16 protein-coding genes are annotated in these 20583 nt (G+C 70.8%); 5 read left to right on the plus strand and 11 right to left on the minus strand.

Annotated features, from left to right (window positions below; genetic code table 11):
* Positions 1–52 precede the first annotated feature (52 nt).
* The 4 genes from HC362_RS05610 to HC362_RS05625 form a co-directional block, all read right to left on the minus strand.
* A complete protein-coding gene (locus HC362_RS05610) occupies positions 53–1144 on the minus strand; it encodes a hydrogenase expression protein HypE (RefSeq protein WP_243082772.1) in 1092 nt (363 codons plus the stop codon).
* Complete coding sequence (locus HC362_RS05615) at positions 1141–1746, minus strand: hemerythrin domain-containing protein (RefSeq protein ID WP_243082774.1); 606 nt, start codon at positions 1744–1746, stop codon at positions 1141–1143. Before HC362_RS05615 ends, HC362_RS05610 begins: the two co-directional genes overlap by 4 nt.
* On the minus strand, positions 1718–3226 hold the full coding sequence (locus HC362_RS05620; protein WP_243082776.1) for a hypothetical protein: 1509 nt from the start codon (positions 3224–3226) through the stop codon (positions 1718–1720). Before HC362_RS05620 ends, HC362_RS05615 begins: the two co-directional genes overlap by 29 nt.
* Before the next feature lie 173 nt (positions 3227–3399).
* The gene (locus HC362_RS05625; RefSeq protein WP_243082778.1) at positions 3400–3966 is read right to left on the minus strand and encodes a hemerythrin domain-containing protein; all 567 of its coding nucleotides are present in this window, start codon (positions 3964–3966) and stop codon (positions 3400–3402) included.
* Between the two features lie 212 nt (positions 3967–4178).
* Between HC362_RS05625 and HC362_RS05630 the strand changes: the two genes are divergently transcribed.
* On the plus strand, positions 4179–4808 hold the full coding sequence (locus HC362_RS05630) for a HemK2/MTQ2 family protein methyltransferase (RefSeq protein ID WP_243082780.1): 630 nt from the start codon (positions 4179–4181) through the stop codon (positions 4806–4808).
* A 70-nt stretch (positions 4809–4878) separates the two neighbouring features.
* Positions 4879–5106 carry a CDGSH iron-sulfur domain-containing protein gene (locus tag HC362_RS05635; protein ID WP_243088374.1) on the plus strand — a complete coding sequence of 76 codons (228 nt, stop codon included), beginning with the start codon at positions 4879–4881 and terminating at the stop codon, positions 5104–5106.
* A gap of 31 nt (positions 5107–5137) precedes the next feature.
* On the opposite strand, the gene HC362_RS05640 is transcribed toward HC362_RS05635, so the two are convergent.
* The 3 genes from HC362_RS05640 to HC362_RS05650 all read right to left on the minus strand — a co-directional run bounded on the left by HC362_RS05640 (position 5138) and on the right by HC362_RS05650 (position 9422).
* On the minus strand, positions 5138–6052 hold the full coding sequence (locus HC362_RS05640) for an SDR family oxidoreductase (RefSeq protein ID WP_243082781.1): 915 nt from the start codon (positions 6050–6052) through the stop codon (positions 5138–5140).
* Between the two features lie 61 nt (positions 6053–6113).
* Positions 6114–8363, minus strand: a complete 2250-nt coding sequence (locus tag HC362_RS05645; RefSeq protein WP_243082782.1) for a catalase — start codon at positions 8361–8363, stop codon at positions 6114–6116.
* Positions 8364–8486: 123 nt separating this feature from the next.
* Positions 8487–9422, minus strand: coding sequence for a Rieske 2Fe-2S domain-containing protein (locus tag HC362_RS05650; protein ID WP_243082784.1), 936 nt, complete (start codon positions 9420–9422; stop codon positions 8487–8489).
* Between the two features lie 166 nt (positions 9423–9588).
* Between HC362_RS05650 and HC362_RS05655 the strand changes: the two genes are divergently transcribed.
* A complete protein-coding gene (locus tag HC362_RS05655) occupies positions 9589–10005 on the plus strand; it encodes a CBS domain-containing protein (protein ID WP_243082786.1) in 417 nt (138 codons plus the stop codon).
* 192 nt (positions 10006–10197) lie between these two features.
* Positions 10198–11895, plus strand: a complete 1698-nt coding sequence (locus HC362_RS05660) for a ubiquinol-cytochrome c reductase cytochrome b subunit (protein ID WP_243082787.1) — start codon at positions 10198–10200, stop codon at positions 11893–11895.
* Here the strand turns inward: HC362_RS05660 and HC362_RS05665 are convergent.
* The 4 genes from HC362_RS05665 to HC362_RS05680 form a co-directional block, all read right to left on the minus strand.
* A complete protein-coding gene (locus tag HC362_RS05665; protein ID WP_243082789.1) occupies positions 11840–12229 on the minus strand; it encodes a cytochrome c oxidase subunit 4 in 390 nt (129 codons plus the stop codon). The genes HC362_RS05660 and HC362_RS05665 overlap by 56 nt on opposite strands.
* Positions 12229–13944: a cytochrome c oxidase subunit I gene (gene ctaD / locus HC362_RS05670; protein WP_243082791.1), complete on the minus strand. Its 1716-nt coding sequence runs from the start codon at positions 13942–13944 to the stop codon at positions 12229–12231. Before ctaD ends, HC362_RS05665 begins: the two co-directional genes overlap by 1 nt.
* Before the next feature lie 91 nt (positions 13945–14035).
* Positions 14036–17221, minus strand: a complete 3186-nt coding sequence (locus HC362_RS05675) for an FAD-binding and (Fe-S)-binding domain-containing protein (protein WP_243082793.1) — start codon at positions 17219–17221, stop codon at positions 14036–14038.
* Positions 17222–17301: 80 nt separating this feature from the next.
* The gene (locus tag HC362_RS05680; protein ID WP_243088375.1) at positions 17302–18453 is read right to left on the minus strand and encodes an enolase C-terminal domain-like protein; all 1152 of its coding nucleotides are present in this window, start codon (positions 18451–18453) and stop codon (positions 17302–17304) included.
* Positions 18454–18690: 237 nt separating this feature from the next.
* Here HC362_RS05680 and HC362_RS05685 point away from each other — a divergent pair, with 237 nt between their 5' ends.
* Entirely contained in the window at positions 18691–20496 is a 1806-nt protein-coding gene (locus HC362_RS05685; RefSeq protein ID WP_243082794.1) for a thiamine pyrophosphate-requiring protein, read from the plus strand.
* Positions 20497–20583 lie beyond the last annotated feature (87 nt).

Raw genomic sequence — 20583 nt, forward strand, 5'->3', positions numbered from 1 at the left:
GTCGCTCTTGGTGGGTCACGCTGTGCCGGTCACGCTGTCTCGGTCGCGCGGGTCAGGCGCGCCAGCGCGGGGTGTAGCCGCTGGTGAGTTCGGGCCCGTTGTGGTGCCACTTGGGCTCCTGGTTCACGGCGATGTTGGTGATGCCGCGCATCCGCCGGATGAAAGCGCCGTACGGCCGGATCAGCATGGAGGAGAGGCTGCCGCCGGTGGGTTCGTCCATGAACGGCATGAACGCGTCGGGGAAGCCGGGCATCGTGCAGCCGATGCAGATGCCGCCCACGTTGGGGCAGCCGCCCACGCCCGACATCCAGCCGCGCTTGGGCACGTTGCAGTTGACCACCGGCCCCCAGCAGCCCACCTTCACCTGGCACTTGGGCGAGTTGTAGTCCTTGGCGAAGTCGGCCTGTTCGTAGTAGGCGGCACGGTCGCAGCCCTCGTGCACGGTCTTGCCGAACAGCCACTGCGGCCGCAGCATGTGGTCCAGCGGCGGGGGCGGCGCGGCCCCGGCCGCGTGGTAGAGCACCCAGACCAGGGTCTCCATGAAGTTCTCCGGCTGGATCGGGCAGCCGGGCACATTGACGATCGGCAGCGCTCCCTGCGACTTGAAGTCCCAGCCGAGGTAGTCCGCGAGCCCCATGGAGCCGGTCGGGTTCCCCGCCATGGCGTGGATACCGCCGTACGTGGCGCAGGTCCCGGCGGCGACGACCGCCCACGCCCGGTGCGCGAGGTTGTCGAGCCACCAGTTGAGGGTGAGGGGTTCGCCGGTCTCCTCGTCGTTGCCGAAGGACGTCCAGAAGCCGTCGCCCTCGATGATGTTCTGGTTGGGGATCGAGCCCTCGATGACGAGGATGAAGGGCCGCTCGGCCTCGCCGCGGGCCGCTGCCCGGAACGGAGCGAGGAACTCCTCGCCGCCGGAGGTGGGCGAGAGCACTTTGTTGTGCACGTTGACCTTCGGCAGGCCGGGCACGAGGCCCAGTACGAGGTCCTCGATGGAGGGCTGGCCGGCGGCCGTCATCGAGACGGTGTCGCCGTCGCAGCTCATCCCCTCGGAGATCCACAGGATGTCGATCTCTTCGAGTCCTTGCCGCTTGTCATCGTGGGACGGGTGTTCACTCGTACGGGTGGTGCCGCTCTCGACGGTCATGTCCTCGGCCTCCCTTGCAGCCGGTCGCGCAGTCGGTCGTAGACACCGGCGACGGGTGCCGCCATGGCGAGGGCCGGTGGCTGGTCGGGGGCGTTGGGGTGGGGCCGGCTCGGCGCGGCGCGTTTGGCCTTCTCCAGTTCCCGGCCCAGCTCGTCCAGGGTCTGCTGGTCGACGGCCTCGCGCAGCTTGGGCATCAGCCCGCCCTCTTCCTCGGCCACGTGCACCTCGATCTCCAGCCGCAGCTCGTCCATCAGCCGGTCGGTCTCCTCGAAGACCTGCTCGTCGCCCTCGCCGCCCCGGTGTCCGTCGGGATAGGTCTCGCTGTGCCAGTCGGCCGTGGGGAGCTTGTCCAGCGCGAGGAGCGTCTGCTTCACACCCATGTGTTCGGAGAGGTGTTCGTCGATCTCCTGCTGCCCGTCCGGGAGGACCTTCCTGGCCAGCGGGTAGACCAACAGCTCCTCGACCGCGGCGTGTTTGGACAGCTCGCGGACCACGGTCTCCACCACGGCGCGACGCTGACGTGCGGAGGCGGCTGCGCGGTAGTCGCGGAAGAGTTGCTCGACCATTCGATGGTCATGCTTCAACAGTTCGATGGCATCCATCGGGCCTCTCTTCGTCAGCGGAAGCGCAACCGGCGCCGTCCAAGGGTTGGACCTCATCGGGGCGGAAGTAGAAGAACCTGCCGTACCAGGCGTTCAGTTCGGCGGCGGGATCGTCCTCCACCGAGACGGCGAGATGCACGCTGCCGTCCACGTCGTGGAAGACGCCCTCGACCTGTGCGGTGCGCCCGGTCAGGAACATGTCCTGCGCGTCCGCGCCCCGGCCGCGGGGCCGCAGCCGCACCCGGTGACCGCGCCGTACCGCGACGCCGTCCACCGGGACGCAGTCGGTCATCGGGCTCAGTCCCTCGTCCCCGCCCTCCTGCCACCAGGGGACGGGCCCGGCACCGGGCTCGGCCCGGGGTGCCGGCGGGTCCGGGTGGGTGGGTCTGGCAGGGCCGGACGGCTCGGTGGGGCGCAGGACGCCGTGCAGCCGGGCGAGGACCTCCTGCGGCATGCTCTCGACGCGGTCGAGGATCGCGGCGGCACGCGGGTCGGTGGCGCGGGCCTCGCGCTTCTCCTCGTCGGTCAGCAGCAGGGTGCGCAGCGAGAGGATCTCGTCGATCTCGGCCGCGTCGTGCAGATCGCCCGGACTCTCGGGGGCGATCTGCGGATGGTCGCCCAGCAGGATGGGCGAGGAGAACATCATCCGCGGACTGCCTTCCGGACCGGCCAGGACCGGGAAGGTGCGGACATTCCGGCAGGCCCGCGCGTGCGTCGCGGCCTCGGCGGGCGGGTCGATCAGCGAGAGGAAGCGCAGGCCGTCGCCGCCGAGCAGGGTGTGGGTGGCCAGCAGCGCGTGACGCAGCGCCTCCTCCCGCGCGGTGCCGGGCGGAAGGGCGGTGTCGGTGTTCTCCGTTCGTACGGTGAGGCGGTACAGGCCGTCGACCCGTTCGGCGTACAGGGTGGTACGGGCCCGCAGCGGGTGCCGGTGGCGGACGACGCGGGCTTGCTCGGCCCCCTGGGTCTCCAGCAGCTGGACCTCGGTGCCGCCGGGCGCCCCGACCGGATACGTCAGCTCCTCACCCGTCAGCAGATCAGTCAGCGGCACCTCGATATCGGTCTCACGCGGTACCGCCTCGTCGAAGGACAGGTGCAGCTCACCGGCCACGTCCAGGGCTTCCACGGCCTCCCACCGGCCCTCGGTGCCGCCGCGCCGCTCCACCGTCTTGCGCTGGGCCTGGAGGTAGCGCACCCGGAGACGCAGCACGGCGCCGGGATCGGCCTCGAACAGGCACCCGGTCTGCTGGTACCAGGACTCGGCCGCGCCGGAGACGCCGGGCTGTTCGGTGCCGTCGGCCGCCACCCACTCGCGCGGCGCGAGGACGCCGAACTGCCAGCGCACCCGGTTCTTCGGGGAGCTGCGGCGGTACGGGTAGAGCAGGTATCCCTCGTAGCAGATGGCGTCGGCGACAGCGCGCACCTGTGCGAACGCGTCAGCCGTGCAGGAGGCACCGCGCTCCGTACGCACCGGATCGTCCACCTCGCGCCTCCCGGTCCACGGCGCTCATGGCGCCTCCGCACACACCGGCGTCCATATTTGCACCATTTTTTAGGCTTTGCCCATTATGACGCTGCCGGTGTCGCGCGGTACGCCCAGGTGGCGGTGGGGGACGCGGGCCGGTCCCGGCGGCCGGTCCCGGCCCGGCCGTCGACTCAGTCCCGCTGCTTGCCCCGGCCGCTGAGCGCGTCGCGGGCGCGGTCGACGAGGCCGACCCCCGGGGCCACGGCCTTGAGGGCGGGCGGCTGGTGAGGGCTGGTGGGGTGCGGGCGGGTGGGTGCGGTCTTCTTGGCATGCCGGACCTTGTCGCCCAGTTCGGTGAGCTCCAGTCGCGGCAGCACTTCCTTGAGCCGCGGGAAGAGGTTGCCCTCCTCGTCACTCACATGGGAGCGGACCTCCTGGATCAGGCTGGTCAGGATGTGGTCGAAGGCCGGGTCGCCGACGTGCAGGCCCTCGAGGTCCTTCATCAGCCGTTCGGCGCCCTTGTGGTCCTCCAGCTCCTTGTCCGCGAGCTCGTCCCCGCCGGGCACGTGGGCGCGTACCGCCGGGTACAGGTACTCCTCCTCCGCGATGGAGTGGCGCACCAGTTCGATCGTGGCCTGGTCCGCGTACCGCTTGCGCTTCTCGTCCCCGGGCGGCAGTGCCTCGATCTTGGCGAAGAGCTCCTCCACCTCGCGGTGGTCGGTGGTGAGTTCTTCGATGACCGTTCCACCATGTCCCATGGTGTCTCCTCCCAGTGCGCTGTCTCCAAGGCTCGCTTCGAGGACACCGGGTCCCCGCGCGGCACGGCGGGCTAACCTCCCGCCACCCGACCGCACCGGCCGCACCAGCCGGGATCAGGGCCGGGCCGAGGGCCCGGACCGGCGTGGGCGAGCGTTTAGCCGGTGCCGGACCTGGAACTCCGTGACGTGTGTGGCTCCTGAGACCGCCGGGTGTGTACCCACCGCAAGGCGATTCCGACCTGCTGCTCGAAGCGCTGGCCGACGCGGCCGTACCGCGCGGCGCGCGGATGCTGGACGTGTGCACGGGTACCGGCATCGTCGCGCTGGCCGGCGCCCGGCTGGGCGCCGCCGAGGTGCACGCCGTGGACGTCTCGGCGCGGGCGGCGCTGGCCGCCGACTGGAACGCCCGGCTGCGGGGACTGCCCGTCCGGGTGCACCGCGGAGACTTCCTGGCACGTGCCACGGGCCGCTACGACATCGTGACGGCCAACCCCCCGTATGTGCCGCACGCGGGACCGTGCGGGCGCTCCGGCCCACGCCGGGCCCGCGCCTGGAACGCCGGCCGGGACGGACGCGGCGTGCTGGACCGGCTGTGCGAGGCCGCACCCCGCCTGCTTGCCGAGAACGGTGTCCTGCTGGTGGTGCACTCCGCGCTGAGCGGACCACAGCGGACCCTGGACATGCTGACCGAGGCGGGCCTGAAGGCGGCGGTGACGGCGCGCCGTACCCAGCCGTTCGGCCCCGTACTGCGGGAGCGTGCGCACTGGCTGGAGCAGCAGCGACTGATCGCCCCTGGACAGCGACACGAGGAACTGGTGGTCATCCGTGCCGACCTCACCTGATGAGCAGCCGCCTCCCCGCGCCGCGGCCGGGCCCGGCGACCCGCGGGAGCGCGAGCGCGTGCGCGTGCGCGTGCGCGAACCCCGCCGCGAGCCGTGCCACGAACCACGCCGCGACCGGCGCCGGGTGACCCTGGAGCAGGGCGGACCCGTGCTGGTGGAAGGCCCCGTGGAGGTCCGTCTCGACGACGGGCGCACGGTCGTCTCCGACCGTTTCATGACGGCGCTGTGCACCTGCCGCCGCAGCCGCACCTACCCCTGGTGCGACACCAGTCACCGCCGCCGCTCCCGCCCCGCATGACCCGTATGACCGCCGCTTGCAGCGGAACCTCTCAGGGCAGCGGGGTGCCGCCGGTCGCGTTGAGGATCTCCGCGGTCACGTAGTTGGCGTCCTCGGAGGCGAGGAAGACATAGCCCGGTGCCATCTCGGCTGGCTGCGCGGGGCGTTGCAGCAGGCTCTTGGCGCCGAACTCGGAGGTGTCGGGCAGCGTCGAGGGGATCAGCGGCGTCCAGACGGGGCCCGGCGCCACGGCGTTGACGCGGATTCCGCGCTCGGCCAGGTTCTGCGCGAGGCCCTGGGTGAAGGTGACGATGCCGCCCTTGGTCATGGCGTAGTCCAGCAGATACGGCTTGGGCTGGTACGCCTGTACGGAGGTGCTGTTGATGATGCAGCCGCCCTGCGGGATGTGGGCGAGCGCCAGCTTGGTGACCCAGAACATGCCGTAGAGGTTGGTGCGCACCACCCGGTCGAACTGCTCGGTGCTGATCTCGTCGATGCCGCCGGACTGCGCCATCTGGAAGGCCGCGTTGTTGACCAGTACGTCGATCCGGCCGAACTCGCCCACGGTGCGCTCCACCAGGCGGCGGCACTCGGCCTCCTCGCGGATGTCGCAGGGTACGGCGACCGCGCGGCGGCCCGCGTCCTCCACCAGCCGGGTGGTTTCCCGCGCCTCGTTCTCCTCCTCGGGCAGATGGCTGAAGGCGACGTCGGCGCCCTCGCGGGCGTAGGCGAGAGCGACGGCTCGTCCGATGCCCGAGTCCCCGCCGGTGATCAGAGTGCGCCGGTCGGCCAGCCGTCCGCTGCCCCGGTAGGTGCGCTCCCCGTGGTCGGGACGCGGCTCCATGGCCTCGGTGTCACCCGGATGGGTCTGCTCCTGCTGCGGGAACTCCGGCTTGGGGTGCTTGTCCGCGGGGTGGCCGCCGGTCGGCTCGTTGCCGGTGCGGTTGCCGTTGCCGTCTGCGCTCATGTCTCCTCCGGTTCCGGGTTCGCGACGGTGCCGGGCCCGCGGTGCGGGCCCGGCTGCCGGGTCAGCTCACGGACGCGCCCGCGGGGAAGCGGTCCCAGGCGCGGTGCTCGGAGAGCGCCTGGGCGATCTGGCCGAAGACGGACCGCGGGTCGTCGGCCACCACCACACCGGCCGCGTCCTGCGGGCAACCCGCGGCGGCGAGCACGTCGGCGCCGTCACCCCACGCGCCCAGCGCCTTGGCGTGCCGGAACGCCTCGGAGACCAGCAGCAGGACGCGCGGGTCGATCCCGCCGCTGCCGGTGTGCAGCCCCGCCTTGGCGTCGCGGGCCCCGTAGGCGTCCTTCCCGGTGCCGGGTGCTGCGGCGAGCAGTACGGCGTCGAACTCGACGGAGCGTGCGTTGGCGAAGGTCCGCTGGACGACGACGGGCCCGCCGGCGCCCGCCAGTTCTCCTCCGTGCGGGGCGATGACGAGCGGGACCATGCCCTCGCCGTGGATGGTGGCGCGCAGCGAGGAGAGCGCCGCCAGATCGCTGTTCTCGTCCGCGACGATGCCGATGACCCGGCCGTCGGTCGGCCAGGTGCGGCCGAGCTGGGAGAGGGCCGGGCTGGGAGCCACCTCGGGGAGCGGGCCCGAGGGCTCGGGGGCCGGCAGCCCGAGCCCGGCCGCCACCCCGGCGCACAGCTCCGGGTCGATGTCGGCGAGCACGCGCAGCTGGCGCTCCTTGATGGCCTGCTCGTAGCACTTGCTCAGCTCGAAGGTGTAGGCGGCGATGACGTGCTCCCGCTCGACCGGGCTGAGGCTGAGGTAGAAGCGCCGCGGGTGGCTGGTGTGGTCGCTGAAGGACGCGGGCGCCGCACGTACCTTGGACCCCTGCGGAACGGTGACCGGCGTCTCCACATAGGCGCCCTCGTCCGCGCCCGCCAGGAAGGGGCAGCCGCCGTCGAGCGAGTTGGGGCGGTAGGGCGCCACACCGCTGTGCACCGCCGTCTGGTGCATACCGTCCCGCGTCATGTCGTTGATCGGCGCGTGCGGCCGGTTGATGGGCAGCTGCGCGAAGTTGGGGCCGCCGAGCCGGGTGATCTGGGTGTCGATGTAGGAGAACAGCCGCCCGGCCAGCAGCGGGTCGTCCGTGATGTCGATGCCGGGCACCAGGTGGCCGGGGTGGAAGGCGACCTGTTCGGTCTCGGCGAAGAAGTTGGAGGGGTTGGCGGTGAGCGTCAGCAGCCCGATGGGCTGTACCGGCGCCCACTCCTCGGGCACGATCTTCGTCGGGTCGAGCAGATCGATGCCCTCGAAGGTCTGTTCGGGAGTGTCGGGGAAGGTCTGGATGCCCAGCTCCCACTCGGGGAAGGCACCGGCCTCGATGGCGTCGGCCAGGTCACGGCGGTGGAAGTCGGGGTCGACGCCGTTGGTGATCTGGGCTTCTTCCCAGGTCATCGAGTGGACGCCGAGCTTGGGCTTCCAGTGGAACTTCACCAGGGTGGTGTCGCCCTGCTCGTCGACCAGCCGGAAGGTGTGGACACCGAAGCCCTCCATCATCCGGAAGGAGCGCGGAATGGCGCGGTCGGACATGTTCCAGATGGTGTGGTGGGTGGCCTCGGTGTGCAGGGAGACGAAGTCCCAGAAGGTGTCGTGGGCGCTCTGCGCCTGCGGGATCTCCCGGTCCGGGTGCGGCTTGCCGGCGTGGATGACGTCGGGGAACTTGATGGCGTCCTGGATGAAGAAGACCGGGATGTTGTTGCCGACCAGGTCGAATACGCCCTGCGGGGTGTAGAACTTCGTCGCGAAGCCGCGGGTGTCTCGCACCGTGTCGGCGGAGCCGCGCGAGCCGAGCACGGTGGAGAACCGCACGAAGACGGGCGTCTCGACGTCCTTGCCGAGGAAGGCCGCCTTGCAGATCTTCGAGGCGGTGCCGTAGCCGCGGAAGACACCGTGGGCCGCCGCGCCCCGGGCGTGCACCACCCGCTCCGGGATGCGTTCGTGGTCGAAGTGGGTGATCTTCTCCCGCAGATGGTGGTCCTGGAGCAGTACGGGCCCGCGTTCACCGGCCTTGAGGGAGTGGTCGGTGTCGTACAGCCGCAGCCCCTGCGCCGTGGTGAGTCTGCCGCCCGTCTGGGCGAACACGGCCGGGTCGACTCCCTCGGCATGCTCCCCTGTTGCGGAGTAGATCTCCGGGCCCGACTGGTCCTGCTTGGGCGGCAGCGGCTCGCGCGGGGTGGTCGGCTCCTCGACGGGGGGCGGTTCGGGTGCCGGACGGCCGGGGATGAACGGCTCCCCTTCGTTGCTGTTCTCGTGGGTCGGGCCGGCCATGGAACCTCCAAGAGCGAGAGAGACGGACCACCGCAGGGGTAACCGGACCGTCCCTCCCCGAAACGGGAGATCTGGGAAGTAACCGCTGATGCCGCAGGGGCAGGCCGGGAAGGTGATACCCGCTCAGTTCGCCTCCGGGAGGCACACCTCCAGCACCCCGTCGTCCGTCACCCGGGTGCGGAAGCTGGGCTGGGGCGCCGTTGCCGGGCCGCTGACGTTCCAGCCGTCCGAGAGCCGGAAGGTGCTGCCGTGCCAGGGGCAGGTCACACAGCCGTCGGAGACCGTGCCCTCGGACAGCGGGCCCGACTGGTGTGCACACCGGTCGGCGAGCACCCGTACAGTGCCGGAGGGCTCCCGGAAGACCAGCAGCCTCACCTCGCCCAGCGAGGCGCTCGCGGCCTGCCCGACGGGGAAGCTGTCCGCCTTGCCCACCGGGTGCCAGCCGGGTCCGACCAGGTACGGCACGGGTTCGGACTGGTTGGGGCCGGCGGACTGCCGGTAGGCGAGGTGACCGCCGATCAGCCCGCCCAGTCCGGCCATGGCCAGACCGCCGAAACCGAGCATCCGCCCGCGGCACTCGCGGCCGCGCACCCGGGCCCCGAGCGAGGCGGTGTACAGCCCCAGGGCCGCCACGTTGGCCGCCGCGTGGACCAGTCCGGTACGCAGCTGCGGCTTGTGCAGCTGTGCCCAGTCGGTGGCGCCCGTGACGGCCGCGGGGAGCGCGGCCAGGATGCCGGTGCCGATCAGCACCCGGCTGGCGCGGCGGGTGCCGGGCAGCAGGTCGAGCAGCCCCGCCGAGTACCAGGCCCCGAGGGGCAGCTGCACCAGTGCGGGGTGCAGCGGATGTCCCAGCCAGGTGCCGTGCAGCGCGTCCCGGATGCCCTTCAGCGGGGACTTGTGGACGGCGCTGCGCAGGGGGCCGATCGCGGGGTCGAGGGCGCTGAGGCTGCCCAGCCTGTCGAGCCACGCGGGGAGCGAGGAGGCCGCGGATGGCTGCGCGGCCCGCGCCTTGAACGCCTGGGACACCTGGGCGGTTTTGGACGAGGTTTCGGAGGACATATCGCTCCGGTTGCCACACCTGGCCGCCGACAAACGGTCAGCGCGGCGCACCACTCCGTCAGGCGTAGCCCTGCCGGACGCAGCCCCTCGCGCGCCTTCCGTCCCGGTTTCGGCAGCTGCCGCCGAGGGGACCCGGCTGAGGTCCACCGAGCAGAGAGGAGCCGAGATGACTACGGCACGCGACATCATGTCCCCGGGCGCCGACTGTGTGCAGACGGACCAGACGGCGGCGGACGCGGCGGAGCTGATGACCGAGCTGGGGGTGGGCGCTCTGCCCATCTGCGGGAAGGACAACAAGCTCAAGGGCGTCGTCACCGACCGCGACCTGGTGGTCAAGGTGCTGGGGCCAGGACGTGACCCGGCGAGCTTCCCGGCGGGCAGCCTCAATCAGGCCGAGGCAGTCACCATCGGCGCCGACGACAGCGCCGAGGAGGTGCTGGAGACCATGTCGCGGCACCAGGTGCGGCGCCTGCCGGTGATCGACGGTGACCAGCTCGTCGGGATGGTCGCGCTCGCGGACGTCGCCAGCTCCCTCCCCCACCCGGAGACGGGGCGGCTGGTGGAAGCCCTCTCGGCCGACTGACCCCGACTGACCCCGGCGGCCCGGGGCCGGCCCTACGCGCCGGCTCGGTGTGCCCTCCTCCCCCTCCCAGCCCCCCCGTACGTGTGCAGTGGTGTCAGTGCGCGCGGCCGGGGGGCAGCCGTCTGACCCGGGGAGTTTGTTTCACGGGTGACGGGGGCACTGCGGTATGCGGTCATCGAGGAGGGCGACCGCATGACACACTCACGGGCCCGCGCCACCCGGCGGGCCGCGCTGCGCAAGGCCGCCGAGCGCGGCTTCAAGGCCGCGGACCAGAGACTCCCCGTGGCGGCGGGCGGCAAGGCACTCATCCGTAAGGTGTTCCCCGAGCACTGGTCCTTCCTGCTCGGGGAACTGGCTCTGTACAGCTTTCTGGTGCTGTTGCTGACAGGGGTCTACCTCACCCTGTTCTTCGACGCGGACATGACGCAGATCCGCTACGACGGCGCCTACCGGCCGCTGCGCGGCCAGCCGATGTCGGCGGCGTACGCCTCGACACTGAAGATCAGCTTCGAGGTACGGGGCGGCCTGCTGGTCCGTCAGGTCCACCACTGGGCCGCGCTGGTCTTCGTGAGCGCCATCGGGCTGCACATGCTGCGGATCTTCTTCACCGGCGCCTTCCGCAAGCCCCGGGACATCAACTGGATCGTCGGGCTGACGCTGTTCGTGCTGGCGCTCGCCGAGGGCTTCTCGGGGTACTCGCTCCCCGACGACCTGCTCTCGGGCACCGGGCTGCGGATCGCCGAGGGCATCATGCTCTCGATCCCGGTGGTCGGCACGTACATCGTGATGTTCGTCTTCGGCGGCCAGTATCCGGGCCACGAGATCATCGACCGGCTCTATCCGCTGCACATCCTGCTCATCCCCGGGCTGCTGCTCGCGCTGGTGGTGCTCCACCTCCTGCTGGTGGTCGTCCTCCAGCACACGCACTGGAGCGGACCCGGCAGGACCAACAAGAACGTGGTGGGGCACGCGCTGATGCCCCAGTTCGCCGCCCGCTCCAGCGGACTGTTCTTCATGGTCGCGGGGGTGCTGGGGATTCTGGGCGCCGTCGCGCAGATCAACCCCGTCTGGAACTACGGCCCCTACAACCCCAGCCAGGTCTCCACGGCCGCCCAGCCGGACTGGTACGTCGGCTTCCTGGAGGGCTCGCTGCGGCTGATGCCGCCGTTCGAGACAACCCTGTTCGGCCACACGCTGATGTGGAACGTGCTGGTGCCGGCCGTCATCCTGCCGGCGCTGCTGTTCCTGGTGCTGTACGCGTACCCGCTCTTCGAGCAGTGGATCACCGGCGGCGAGGAGACGCCGCACGTGTGCGACCGGCCCCGGAACCGGCCTGTGCGCACCGCGCTGGGCGTCGCCGGGATCACCTTCTACGGCGTGCTGCTGCTGGCGGGCGGCAACGACGTCCTGGCGTTCACCTTCGACATCTCGCTGAACAGGCTGACCTGGGCGTTCCGCGTCGCACTGGTGGTGGGCCCGCCGCTGGCGTTCGTGCTGACGAAACGGCTGTGCCTGGCTCTGCAGAACCGGGACGCCCAGCGCGTGACCGAGGGCGAGGAGACCAGCCATGTGCGGCAGTCCGTGGAAGGCACCTTCAGCGCCGACCACGAACCGCTGCCGCAGACGGAGACGTTCCGGCTGACCGCCCAGCGCTTCCCGCACCCGGTCGAGACGGACCCGTCGGCCGGTCGCTCCGCCCGGCTGCGCGCCGCGCTCAGCCGCTGGTACTACCAGGACTCACCGGCCCGGCAGTGGCGCGCCGTCCCCCACCACCGCCGGCGCGCACAGACCGCCGTCTCGGGACTGCGGGCCGAACAGCGCGAAAGCCGTACGGTCAGTGATCGGCCCGCGCGTACTGGAAAACGAAGCCGAACACTCCGGCGCCGGTGAGTCCTGCACCGATCAGGGCCAGCCACAGCCCGAAGACGGTGCCGGTGCCGGTCACCGCCACGCCCAGCGCGGTCAGCACCGGGTAGGGGCTGCCGGCCGGGAAGAAGCCCAGCGGGCCGCCCCGTTCGTGGATCTCCCCGGTCAGGCGGTCCTCCGGCCGGCTGCCCCGGCGCTTGTACTGCACCGTGAGGAAGAACGAGACCAGCGCGGCCATCAGACACGCGATCAGCACCGCGGCAGTCCCGGCCGGGTCGTCGCCGTAGAGCGCGTACGGAATGGTGACGCAGGCGAAGAAGAGCGAGACGCCCGCGAAGAGCATGGCTTCGAGCTTCATCAGGCACTCCCCTTGTCGGACGGATGCCGGGGGTCGGTGTCCTTCGTGGGCGGCGCCGCGAGGTCCACCGACGAGTCAGGAGGCCCGGGGCGCACCCCGGTGCTCTCCGGGGCACCGGGTGCCACGATCGCCACCTCCTCCTCGGCCTCGGGGTGGTGCAGCCAGAAGGCGGGCGAGTCGGAGCGGATGGTGGGCAGGGCGGTGAAGTTGTGGCGGGGCGGCGGGCAGGAGGTCGCCCACTCCAGGGAGCGTCCGAAGCCCCAGGGGTCGTTCTCGGTGACCTTCTCGGTGTGCGTGGTCGTCCACCACACGTTGTAGAGGAAGACCAGAGTGGAGACCCCGAGGGTGAACGCGCCGATCGTGGAGACCATGTTGAGCGCCGTGAAACCGTCCGCCGGCAGATAGTCGGCGTACCGGCGCGGCATGCCCTCGGCGCCGAGCCAGTGCTGCACCAGGAACGTGACCTGGAAGCCGATCAGCGTCAGCCAGAAGTGCACCTTGCCGAGGCGTTCGCCCAACATCCGCCCGGTCAGCTTCGGCCACCAGAAGTAGAAGCCGCCGAACATGGCGAAGACCACGGTGCCGAAGAGCACGTAGTGCAGGTGGGCGACGATGAAATAGCTGTCCGTCGCGTGGAAGTCCAGCGGCGGGGAGGCGATCAGCACGCCGCTGAGGCCGCCGAGCAGGAAGGTGACCAGGAAGCCGATGGCCCACAGCATCGGCGTCTCGAAACTCAGCGAGCCCTTCCACATGGTGCCGATCCAGTTGAAGAACTTCACCCCGGTGGGCACGGCGATCAGGAAGGACATCAGCGAGAAGAACGGCAGCAGTACGGCGCCCGTCGCGAACATGTGGTGCGCCCAGACGACGGCGGAGAGCATGGTGATGGTCGCCGTGGCGCCGACCAGCCCGATGTAGCCGAACAGCGGCTTTCTGCTGAAGACCGGAAAGATCTCGCTGACGACGCCGAAGAACGGCAGCGCCACGATGTAGACCTCCGGGTGGCCGAAGAACCAGAACAGGTGCTGCCACAGGATGGCGCCGCCGTTGGACGGGTCGTAGATATGGCTGCCGAACTTGCGGTCAGCCTCCAGCGCCAGCAGCGCGGCCGACAGCACGGGGAACGCGAACAGCGCAAGGATCGAGGTGAACAGCACGTTCCAGGTGAACAGCGGCATCCGGAACATCGTCATGCCCGGGGCGCGCAGACAGATGATGGTGGTGATGAAGTTGACGGCGCCCAGGATGGTGCTCAGCCCGGCAACGGACAGCCCCATGGTCCACAGATCGCCGCCCGTACCGGGGGTGTACTTGGGCCCGTTCAGCGGCGCGTACGCGAACCAGCCGAAGTCCGCGGCGCCGCTGGGGGTCAGAAAGCCGGCGAGCACCATCAGCCCGCCGAAGAGGTACACCCAGTAGGTGAAGGCGTTCAGCCGGGGAAAGGCCACATCGGGCGCGCCGATCTGCAGCGGCATGATGGCGTTGGCGAACCCCGCGAACAGCGGGGTGGCGAACAGCAGCATCATGATGGTGCCGTGCACGGTGAACAGCTGGTTGTACTCCCCCTTGGAGACGACCTGCATACCGGGGTGTGCCAGCTCGGTCCGCATCACCAGGGCCATGGCGCCGGCGGCGAGGAAGAAACAGAAGGATGTGACGAGGTAGAGGTTGCCGATCACCTTGTGGTCGGTCGTCGTCAACCATCGCAGCACCATGGCGCCTCCGCTTGGGTCGGCCGAACGTTGTTGCTGGGCCCGCCGTGTTTTCCGCCGGACCCTGTTTCGTCGTGGTTGGCCGCAAAAGGGCTCACCGCGGCCCCCGCGTTCGGCCGGCACCCGCGACGAGCGCTGCCGCGCCGACGGCCGCCGCGGCCGGGGCCGCGAGGCGGGCGGCGCGCCGGTACCAGGGCGGTGCGGGTTTCGACGTGGGCTCCGCGTCAGCGCGATAGGCGCGGCGGACCAGTTCGGCGAGGTGTACCGGCTCGGTGTCCAGGCCCGCTGCGCCCATCTGGGTCTTGCAGGAGAACCCGTTGGCCACCACCGTGGTGCCGGGGGCCGCGTCGCGGACGGCGGGCAGCAGCGCCTGTTCGCCGCAGTCCATCGAGATGCCGTACTTGCCCTGTTCGAATCCCCAGGACCCGGCGAGTCCGCAGCAGCCGCCCGCCAGGTCCTCGGCCTGGACGCCGAGTTGGTCCAGCAGCTTGTGGTCGGCTGCCGTCCCACCGGTGGCGCGCTGGTGGCAGTGGCCCCACAGCAGGGCGGGCCCGGCGCCGTCCAGCCGGGGCGGTGTGATGCCGTAGGTGTCGAAGAACTCGGCGAAGTGGTGGGCGTTGGCCGCCAGCCTCCTGGCGTCGTTGTCGTGCGGGAGCAGCTTGGTCAGCTCGTCCTTGAAGACGGCCAGGCAGCTGGGTTCCATGCCGACGACGGGGGTGTCGGCGCGCAGGTGCGGGCGGAGCGTGTCCAGGACGGAGCGCAGATAGCGTTCGGCGGCGTCCAGGAAGCCGTAGTCGTAGAGCGGCCGCCCGCAGCACACGTGCTGCTCGGGCATGACGACCCGCCATCCGGCGGCTTCGATGGCCTCGACGCAGGCGACGCCGACGTCCGTGTCGAAGTAGTTGTTGAAGGTGTCGGGGAAGAGGACGACGGGGCGGCCGCCGGGGTTGGCGGTGCCGCCGCGCTGCCGGAACCACCGCTGGAGTGTCATCGGCGCGAATTTCGGCAGGGGCCTGCGCCGGTCGATGCCGGCTGCGAGCTTGGCGATCCGGCCCAGGAGGGGGGCGTGGGTGACCAGGTTGGCGGCCTCCGGCAGCCGGGAGGCGAGGCGGGACGCCTGGTCGATGAAGCCGAACGCGTAGGCGTAGCGCGGGCGCCACCTGCGGGCCGATTTGAAGTGGTGGTGCAGGAACTCGGCCTTGTAGGTGGGCATGTCGACGTTGACCGGGCAGTCGTTGGTGCAGCCCTTGCAGGCCAGGCACAGGTCGAGCGCGTCGTAGACCTCCTTGGACTGCCAGCCGTCCTCGACGGTCTCGCCGCGCAGCATCTCGTGCAGCAGCCGGGCCCGGCCGCGGGTGGTGTGCTCCTCCTCGCGGGTGACCTGGTAGCTGGGGCACATCGTCTGGCCCTGGGAGGCGTCCGGGACGCGGCAGGCGCCGATGCCCACACAGCGCAGGCCGGCGTGGGCGAAGTCGCCGTTGTCCTCGGCGTAGGCGAACTTGACGTCGGGCCGCGGAGGGTTGAAGCCGGAGCCCAGCCGCAGGTCCTCGTCCAGCCGGTAGGCGTCCACGACCTTGCCCGGGTTCATCCTGGCCTCGGGGTCCCAGATCTGCTTGAACTCGCGCATGGCCTGCACCAGTTCGCTGCCGTACTGCCGCTCCAGCAACTCGCCGCGCTGCTGCCCGTCGCCGTGTTCGCCGGAGAGCGAGCCTCCCATGGAGGTGACGAGGTCGGCGGCCTCCTCCATGAAGGCGCGGTAGCCGGCCACGCCCTCGGCGGTGAGCAGGTCGAAGCTGATCCTGGAGTGGACGCAGCCCTGTGCGAAGTGCCCGTACATGGCGCCGCGCAGGCCGTGCTTGTCGAGCAGGGAGCGCAGGGCCTTGACGTATTCGCCGAGCCTGGCCGGCGGTACGGCGGAGTCCTCCCAGCCCGGCCAGTGGTCGCCGTCGGGCGGGAAGGCGGTTGCGCCCAGCCCGCTCTCGCGGACCTTCCACAGGTTCTGCGCCTTCTCCTCGTCCTCGTCGCTGGTGGTGATCCGGTCGGGTGCGTAGCCGCGCTCCTTGGTCAGCCAGGTGGCGAACCGTTCGGCCTGTGCGCGCGCCTCCTGCTTGGTGTCGGCGCCGAACTCGACGAGCAGCCAGGCGGCGCCGCCCTGCCTGGGGAGCTGTTGGAGGGAGGCGAGGTTCATGTGCTGGAGCTTCTGGTCCTGGATGAGCTGTTCGTCCAGGGCTTCCAGACCGATCGGGCGGAAGGTGCGGGTGCAGATGTCGGCGTCCTCGGCCGCGGCGGCGATCTGGTCGTACTCGACGACGACGAGTGACCGCTCCAGCAGCGCCGGGGTGAGCTTCATCTGGGCCTGGAGGACGGTGGCGCAGGTGGACTCGGTGCCGACCAGGGCGCGGGCCACGTTGAAGCCGTTCTCGGGCAGCAGTTCGTCCAGGTTGTAGCCGGAGACCCGGCGGGGCATCTCGGCCACCGAGGGGAAGCCCGCACGGATGGCGTCGGCGTACCGGTCGCGCAGGTCCCGCAGCTTGGCGTAGATCTCGCCCTTGGGCCCCCCGGCGGCGGTGATCGACTCCAGGTCCTTCTCCTCGTCGACGCCCACCCAGAAGCGGTCGCCGGCGTAGGTGACGATCTCCAGCGCTTCCACGTTGTCGGAGGTGCGCGGTCCCGGCCCGTACAGCTGGGACTGCACGGAGTGGATGCCGCAGGAGTTGTTGCCGATGTTCCCGCCGATGACGCAGCGGGAGTGCGTGGAGGGGTCGGGCCCGAAGACCAGGTTCCAGGCGCCGGTGTGCCGGTTGAGCTCCTCGTTGATGACCCCGGGCTCCACGGTGACGAGGCGCCGCGCGGCATCCACCTCGCCGATGCCGGTGAGGTACTTGGAGTGGTCGATGACCACGGCGTAGTTGACGGTCTCGCCCGACAGGCTGGTGCCACCGCCCCGGTTGAGGATGGGCGCGCCGTACTCGTGGCAGATCCGGTGGGTGGCGACCACGTCGTCGAGGGTTTTGGGCACCACGACGCCGATGGGCACCTGGCGGAAGTTGGAGGCGTCGTGGGCGTACAGCCCCTTCGCGGTGGTGTCGAAGCGGACCTCGCCCTCGATCGCCTTGCCCAGTGCCCTGGCCAGCTTTCCGGCGGCGATCACTCGGCGGGCGCGGGGCGGCCCCGCCACCTCGGGCGTGGTCTTGGCGGGGACCTCCTCCGTACGGGAGCCGCGGGAGGTGCGGGAGGCCGGGGAGCCGGTGGCGGTGCGGGTGCGGTGGGTGTTGGCCATTGCGGGTCGCCTTCGGTCGCGTTCGGACACGTTCGGTCGGGATGGCTGGCTCGGGGCGGGCTGGGCGGTCGATGGCGCGCTCAGCCGGGGCGGTGGCCGTGGACGCGGTACGGTTCGGCGTCCGTCCACCGCACCTCCAGGCCGAGCCCCGGCCGGTCCCGCGCGGGCCGCAGCACGCCGTCGACCGGCCGCTGGACACCGTCGAACAGCAGTTCCTCGACCCGGACGTGGTCGTGGAAGTACTCCAGGTGACGGAGCCGTTCGACGGCGCAGAAGGCGTGGGCCGAGACCGCCGGGGCGCAGTGCGCCGAAAGATCCACCCGGTGGGCCGCGGTCAGACCGGCGACCTGGAGCAGCCCCGTGATGCCGCCACAGCGCGTGACGTCCGCCTGCAGGCAGTCCACGGCCCCCGCCTCCAGCAGCGCCGTGAAGTCGCCCAGTACGAAGCCGTACTCCCCCGCCGCGATCTCCAGCCGCCCGGGGCCCTGGTCGCGCAGCAGCCGCAGGCCCGGGGTGTCGTCGGAGCTGACCGGCTCCTCCAGCCACCGCACGTCCCACTCCTCGGCCAGCCGCCGCGCCCAGTAGAGGGCTTCCTTGCGGTTCAGGGCCCCGTTGGCGTCGGTGTACAGCTCCGTTCCGGGGCCGATGGCCTCGCGCACCGCGGCCAGGCGTGCCGGGTCCTGGTCGGGGTGGCGGGAGATCTTCAGCTTGACCCGGGGAATGCCCTCCCCCACCCACCCGGAGAGCTGTTCGGTGAGCCGGCCGACGGGGTAGTTGGTGAAGCCGCCGCTGCCGTAGACGGGCACCTCGTCGTGGAGGGCGGGCAGGAGCTGGTACAGCGGCAGTCCCAGCAGCCGCGCCTTGAGGTCCCACAGTGCGATGTCGACGGCGGAGACGGCCATGGCGCCGGGCCCCGGCCGGCCCGCGTTGCGGATGGCGGCGAACATCCGGTGCCACAGGGCCGCCGGTGCGAACACATCGCCGCCCCGCACCACCGGGGCGAGCTTGGAGGCGATGAACCCCGCGAGTGACTCGTCGCCATAGGTGTAGCCCGTTCCGGTGAACGGTCCGGCGTGCGCCTCCACGACGACGGCCGTGGTGGCCTCCCAGCGCAGGGTGCCGTCCTCCTCGGCGCCGTCGGGGCCGTCGGTGGGCACCTGGAAGGCGTGGACGGTCAGCTCGTCCACCGTCACCCGGCCGGATGCGGCCACGTGCCGGCCGGGTGCGGCCAGCTGCTGCGCTGCCCGGTGTGCTGCCCCTGAGGAGGTCACCGTCCGCCGTCCCCTTCCGCTCGCCTGGCGCCGTGTGTGTCGCGCGCGGTCAGCCGTGTGCCTCGCGCGCGGTCATGGGTACCTCGCGCGGGGTCGGTGAAACGGGTGGGCACTTCTGAGCTGCGGAGCGTTTGCGAGTGCCCGGGCCGTGGGACCCGGGCCGGGACCGTCGCGTCGACCATGTGAATGGGAGTACCAATGGCGCAGCAAGTAGCCGACTTCGTTCTCTCACGCCTCCGCGAGTGGGGCGTGCACCGGGTCTATGGGTACCCCGGCGACGGCATCAACGGCATGCTGGGCGCCTTCGACCGCGCCAAGGGTGATCCGGAGTTCGTCCAGACCCGGCACGAGGAGATGGCCGCGTTCATGGCGTGCGGGCACGCCAAGTTCACCGGGGATGTCGGGGTCTGCGCCGCCACCTCGGGGCCCGGCGCGATCCACCTGCTCAACGGCCTCTACGACGCGAAGCTGGACCACCAGCCGGTCGTGGCGGTCGTCGGGCAGCAGAAGCGGCTCGCGCAGGGCACCCACTACCAGCAGGAAGTCGCCCTGGAACAGCTCTTCGCCGATGTGTCGGAGTTCTGCCAGGTCTGTATGCACCCGGGGCAGGTACGGCACGTGATCGACCGCGCGTTCAAGACGGCGCTGACGACGCGCTCGGTCGCCACGATCATCATTCCGGAGGACATCCAGGAGGCGGAGGCCCAGCCCTCGCCGCCCAAGACCCACGGCTCCGTCTACTCCAGCGTCGGCTGGAGCCAGCCGCGGATCCTGCCCAACAAGGACGAGCTGCGCAAGGCGGCCGACATCCTCAACGAGGGGCAGAAGGTCGCCATCATGATCGGCCAGGGTGCGGCGCACGCCGAGGCCGAGGTGGTGGAGGCCGCCGAGCTGCTGGGTGCCGGGATCGCCAAGGCGCTGCTGGGCCGGGAGGCCGTCCCGGACGAGCTGCCGTTCGTCACCGGTCCGGTCGGGCTGCTGGGCAGCAAGGCCAGCGACGAGATGATCATGAACTGTGACACGCTGTTCATGATCGGGACCAGCTTCCCGTACGCCGAATGGCTGCCGGACGAGGGCAGTTGCAAGGGCGTCGAGATCGATATCGACGGCCGGATGATCGGCATCCGCTACCCCATGGACGCCCATGTGGTCGGCGACGCCAAGGAGACGCTCAAGGAGCTGATCCCGCTGCTCAACCGCAAGGAGGACCGCTCCTGGCGGGAGAAGATCGAGGAGAACGTCCGCGCCTGGAACACCGTCCTGGACAAACGCGCCGCGCAGTCCTTCGACGGCAAGATCAACCCGCAGGCCGTGGCGCACGAGGTCTCCTCGCTGCTGCCGGACGGCGCCATCCTCACCGCGGACTCCGGCTCGGCCACCAACTGGTGGGCCCGCCACATCAAGCTGCGCAAGGGTATGCAGGCGTCGCTGTCCGGCACGCTGGCCACCATGGGTCCCGGTGTGCCGTACGCCATCGCGGCGCGGTTCGCCTACCCGGACCGGCCGGTGATCGCCTTCGTCGGGGACGGCGCGTTCCAGATGAACGGCATGAACGAGATGATCACCGTCAAGCGCTACGCCGAGCGGATGGCCGGCTCGCCGCCGTTGATCTTCTGCGTGCTCAACAACCAGGACCTCAACCAGGTCACCTGGGAGCAGCGCGCCATGGGCGGCGATCCCAAGTATCCGGGCTCCCAGTTCATCCCGGACTTCCCCTACGCCGAGTACGCGGAGCTGGCCGGGCTGCGCGGCATCCGCTGCGACGAGCCGAAGAAGGTCACCTCCGCCTGGCAGGAGGCGCTGGCCTCCGACCGCCCGGTCGTCCTGGAGTTCGTCGTCGACAACGAGATCGCCCCGATCCCGCCGCACATCATGAAGGAGCAGGGCAAGAAGGCCGTCAAGGCGGGTATTCGCGATCCCGAACGGACCGGGATCGCGACCCGGGGCTTCCGCCAGAAGCTGACGGAGGTCTATGAGAACCTGCCCGGCCGCAAGCACGACTGAGCGGGAGACGCGAGGGCCGGGGGCCGGGGCGCTGCCCCGGCCCCCGGCCAATTCGGCGTTCTTCCTGACGGGTTGCCGTCAGGTCGC

The sequence above is a fragment of the Streptomyces sp. 891-h genome, from assembly GCF_022760275.1.
Taxonomy (GTDB): Bacteria; Actinomycetota; Actinomycetes; order Streptomycetales; family Streptomycetaceae; genus Streptomyces; species Streptomyces spirodelae.

Coding starts and splice junctions, on each gene's coding strand:
- HC362_RS05610 (WP_243082772.1), bottom strand. CDS start 1,144: ATGACCGTCGAGAGCGGCACCACCCGTACGAGTGAACACCCGTCCCAC.
- HC362_RS05615 (WP_243082774.1), bottom strand. CDS start 1,746: ATGGATGCCATCGAACTGTTGAAGCATGACCATCGAATGGTCGAGCAA.
- HC362_RS05625 (WP_243082778.1), bottom strand. CDS start 3,966: ATGGGACATGGTGGAACGGTCATCGAAGAACTCACCACCGACCACCGC.
- HC362_RS05640 (WP_243082781.1), bottom strand. CDS start 6,052: ATGAGCGCAGACGGCAACGGCAACCGCACCGGCAACGAGCCGACCGGC.
- HC362_RS05645 (WP_243082782.1), bottom strand. CDS start 8,363: ATGGCCGGCCCGACCCACGAGAACAGCAACGAAGGGGAGCCGTTCATC.
- HC362_RS05650 (WP_243082784.1), bottom strand. CDS start 9,422: ATGTCCTCCGAAACCTCGTCCAAAACCGCCCAGGTGTCCCAGGCGTTC.
- HC362_RS05655 (WP_243082786.1), top strand. CDS start 9,589: ATGACTACGGCACGCGACATCATGTCCCCGGGCGCCGACTGTGTGCAG.
- HC362_RS05660 (WP_243082787.1), top strand. CDS start 10,198: ATGACACACTCACGGGCCCGCGCCACCCGGCGGGCCGCGCTGCGCAAG.
- HC362_RS05665 (WP_243082789.1), bottom strand. CDS start 12,229: ATGAAGCTCGAAGCCATGCTCTTCGCGGGCGTCTCGCTCTTCTTCGCC.
- ctaD (WP_243082791.1), bottom strand. CDS start 13,944: ATGGTGCTGCGATGGTTGACGACGACCGACCACAAGGTGATCGGCAAC.
- HC362_RS05675 (WP_243082793.1), bottom strand. CDS start 17,221: ATGGCCAACACCCACCGCACCCGCACCGCCACCGGCTCCCCGGCCTCC.
- HC362_RS05685 (WP_243082794.1), top strand. CDS start 18,691: ATGGCGCAGCAAGTAGCCGACTTCGTTCTCTCACGCCTCCGCGAGTGG.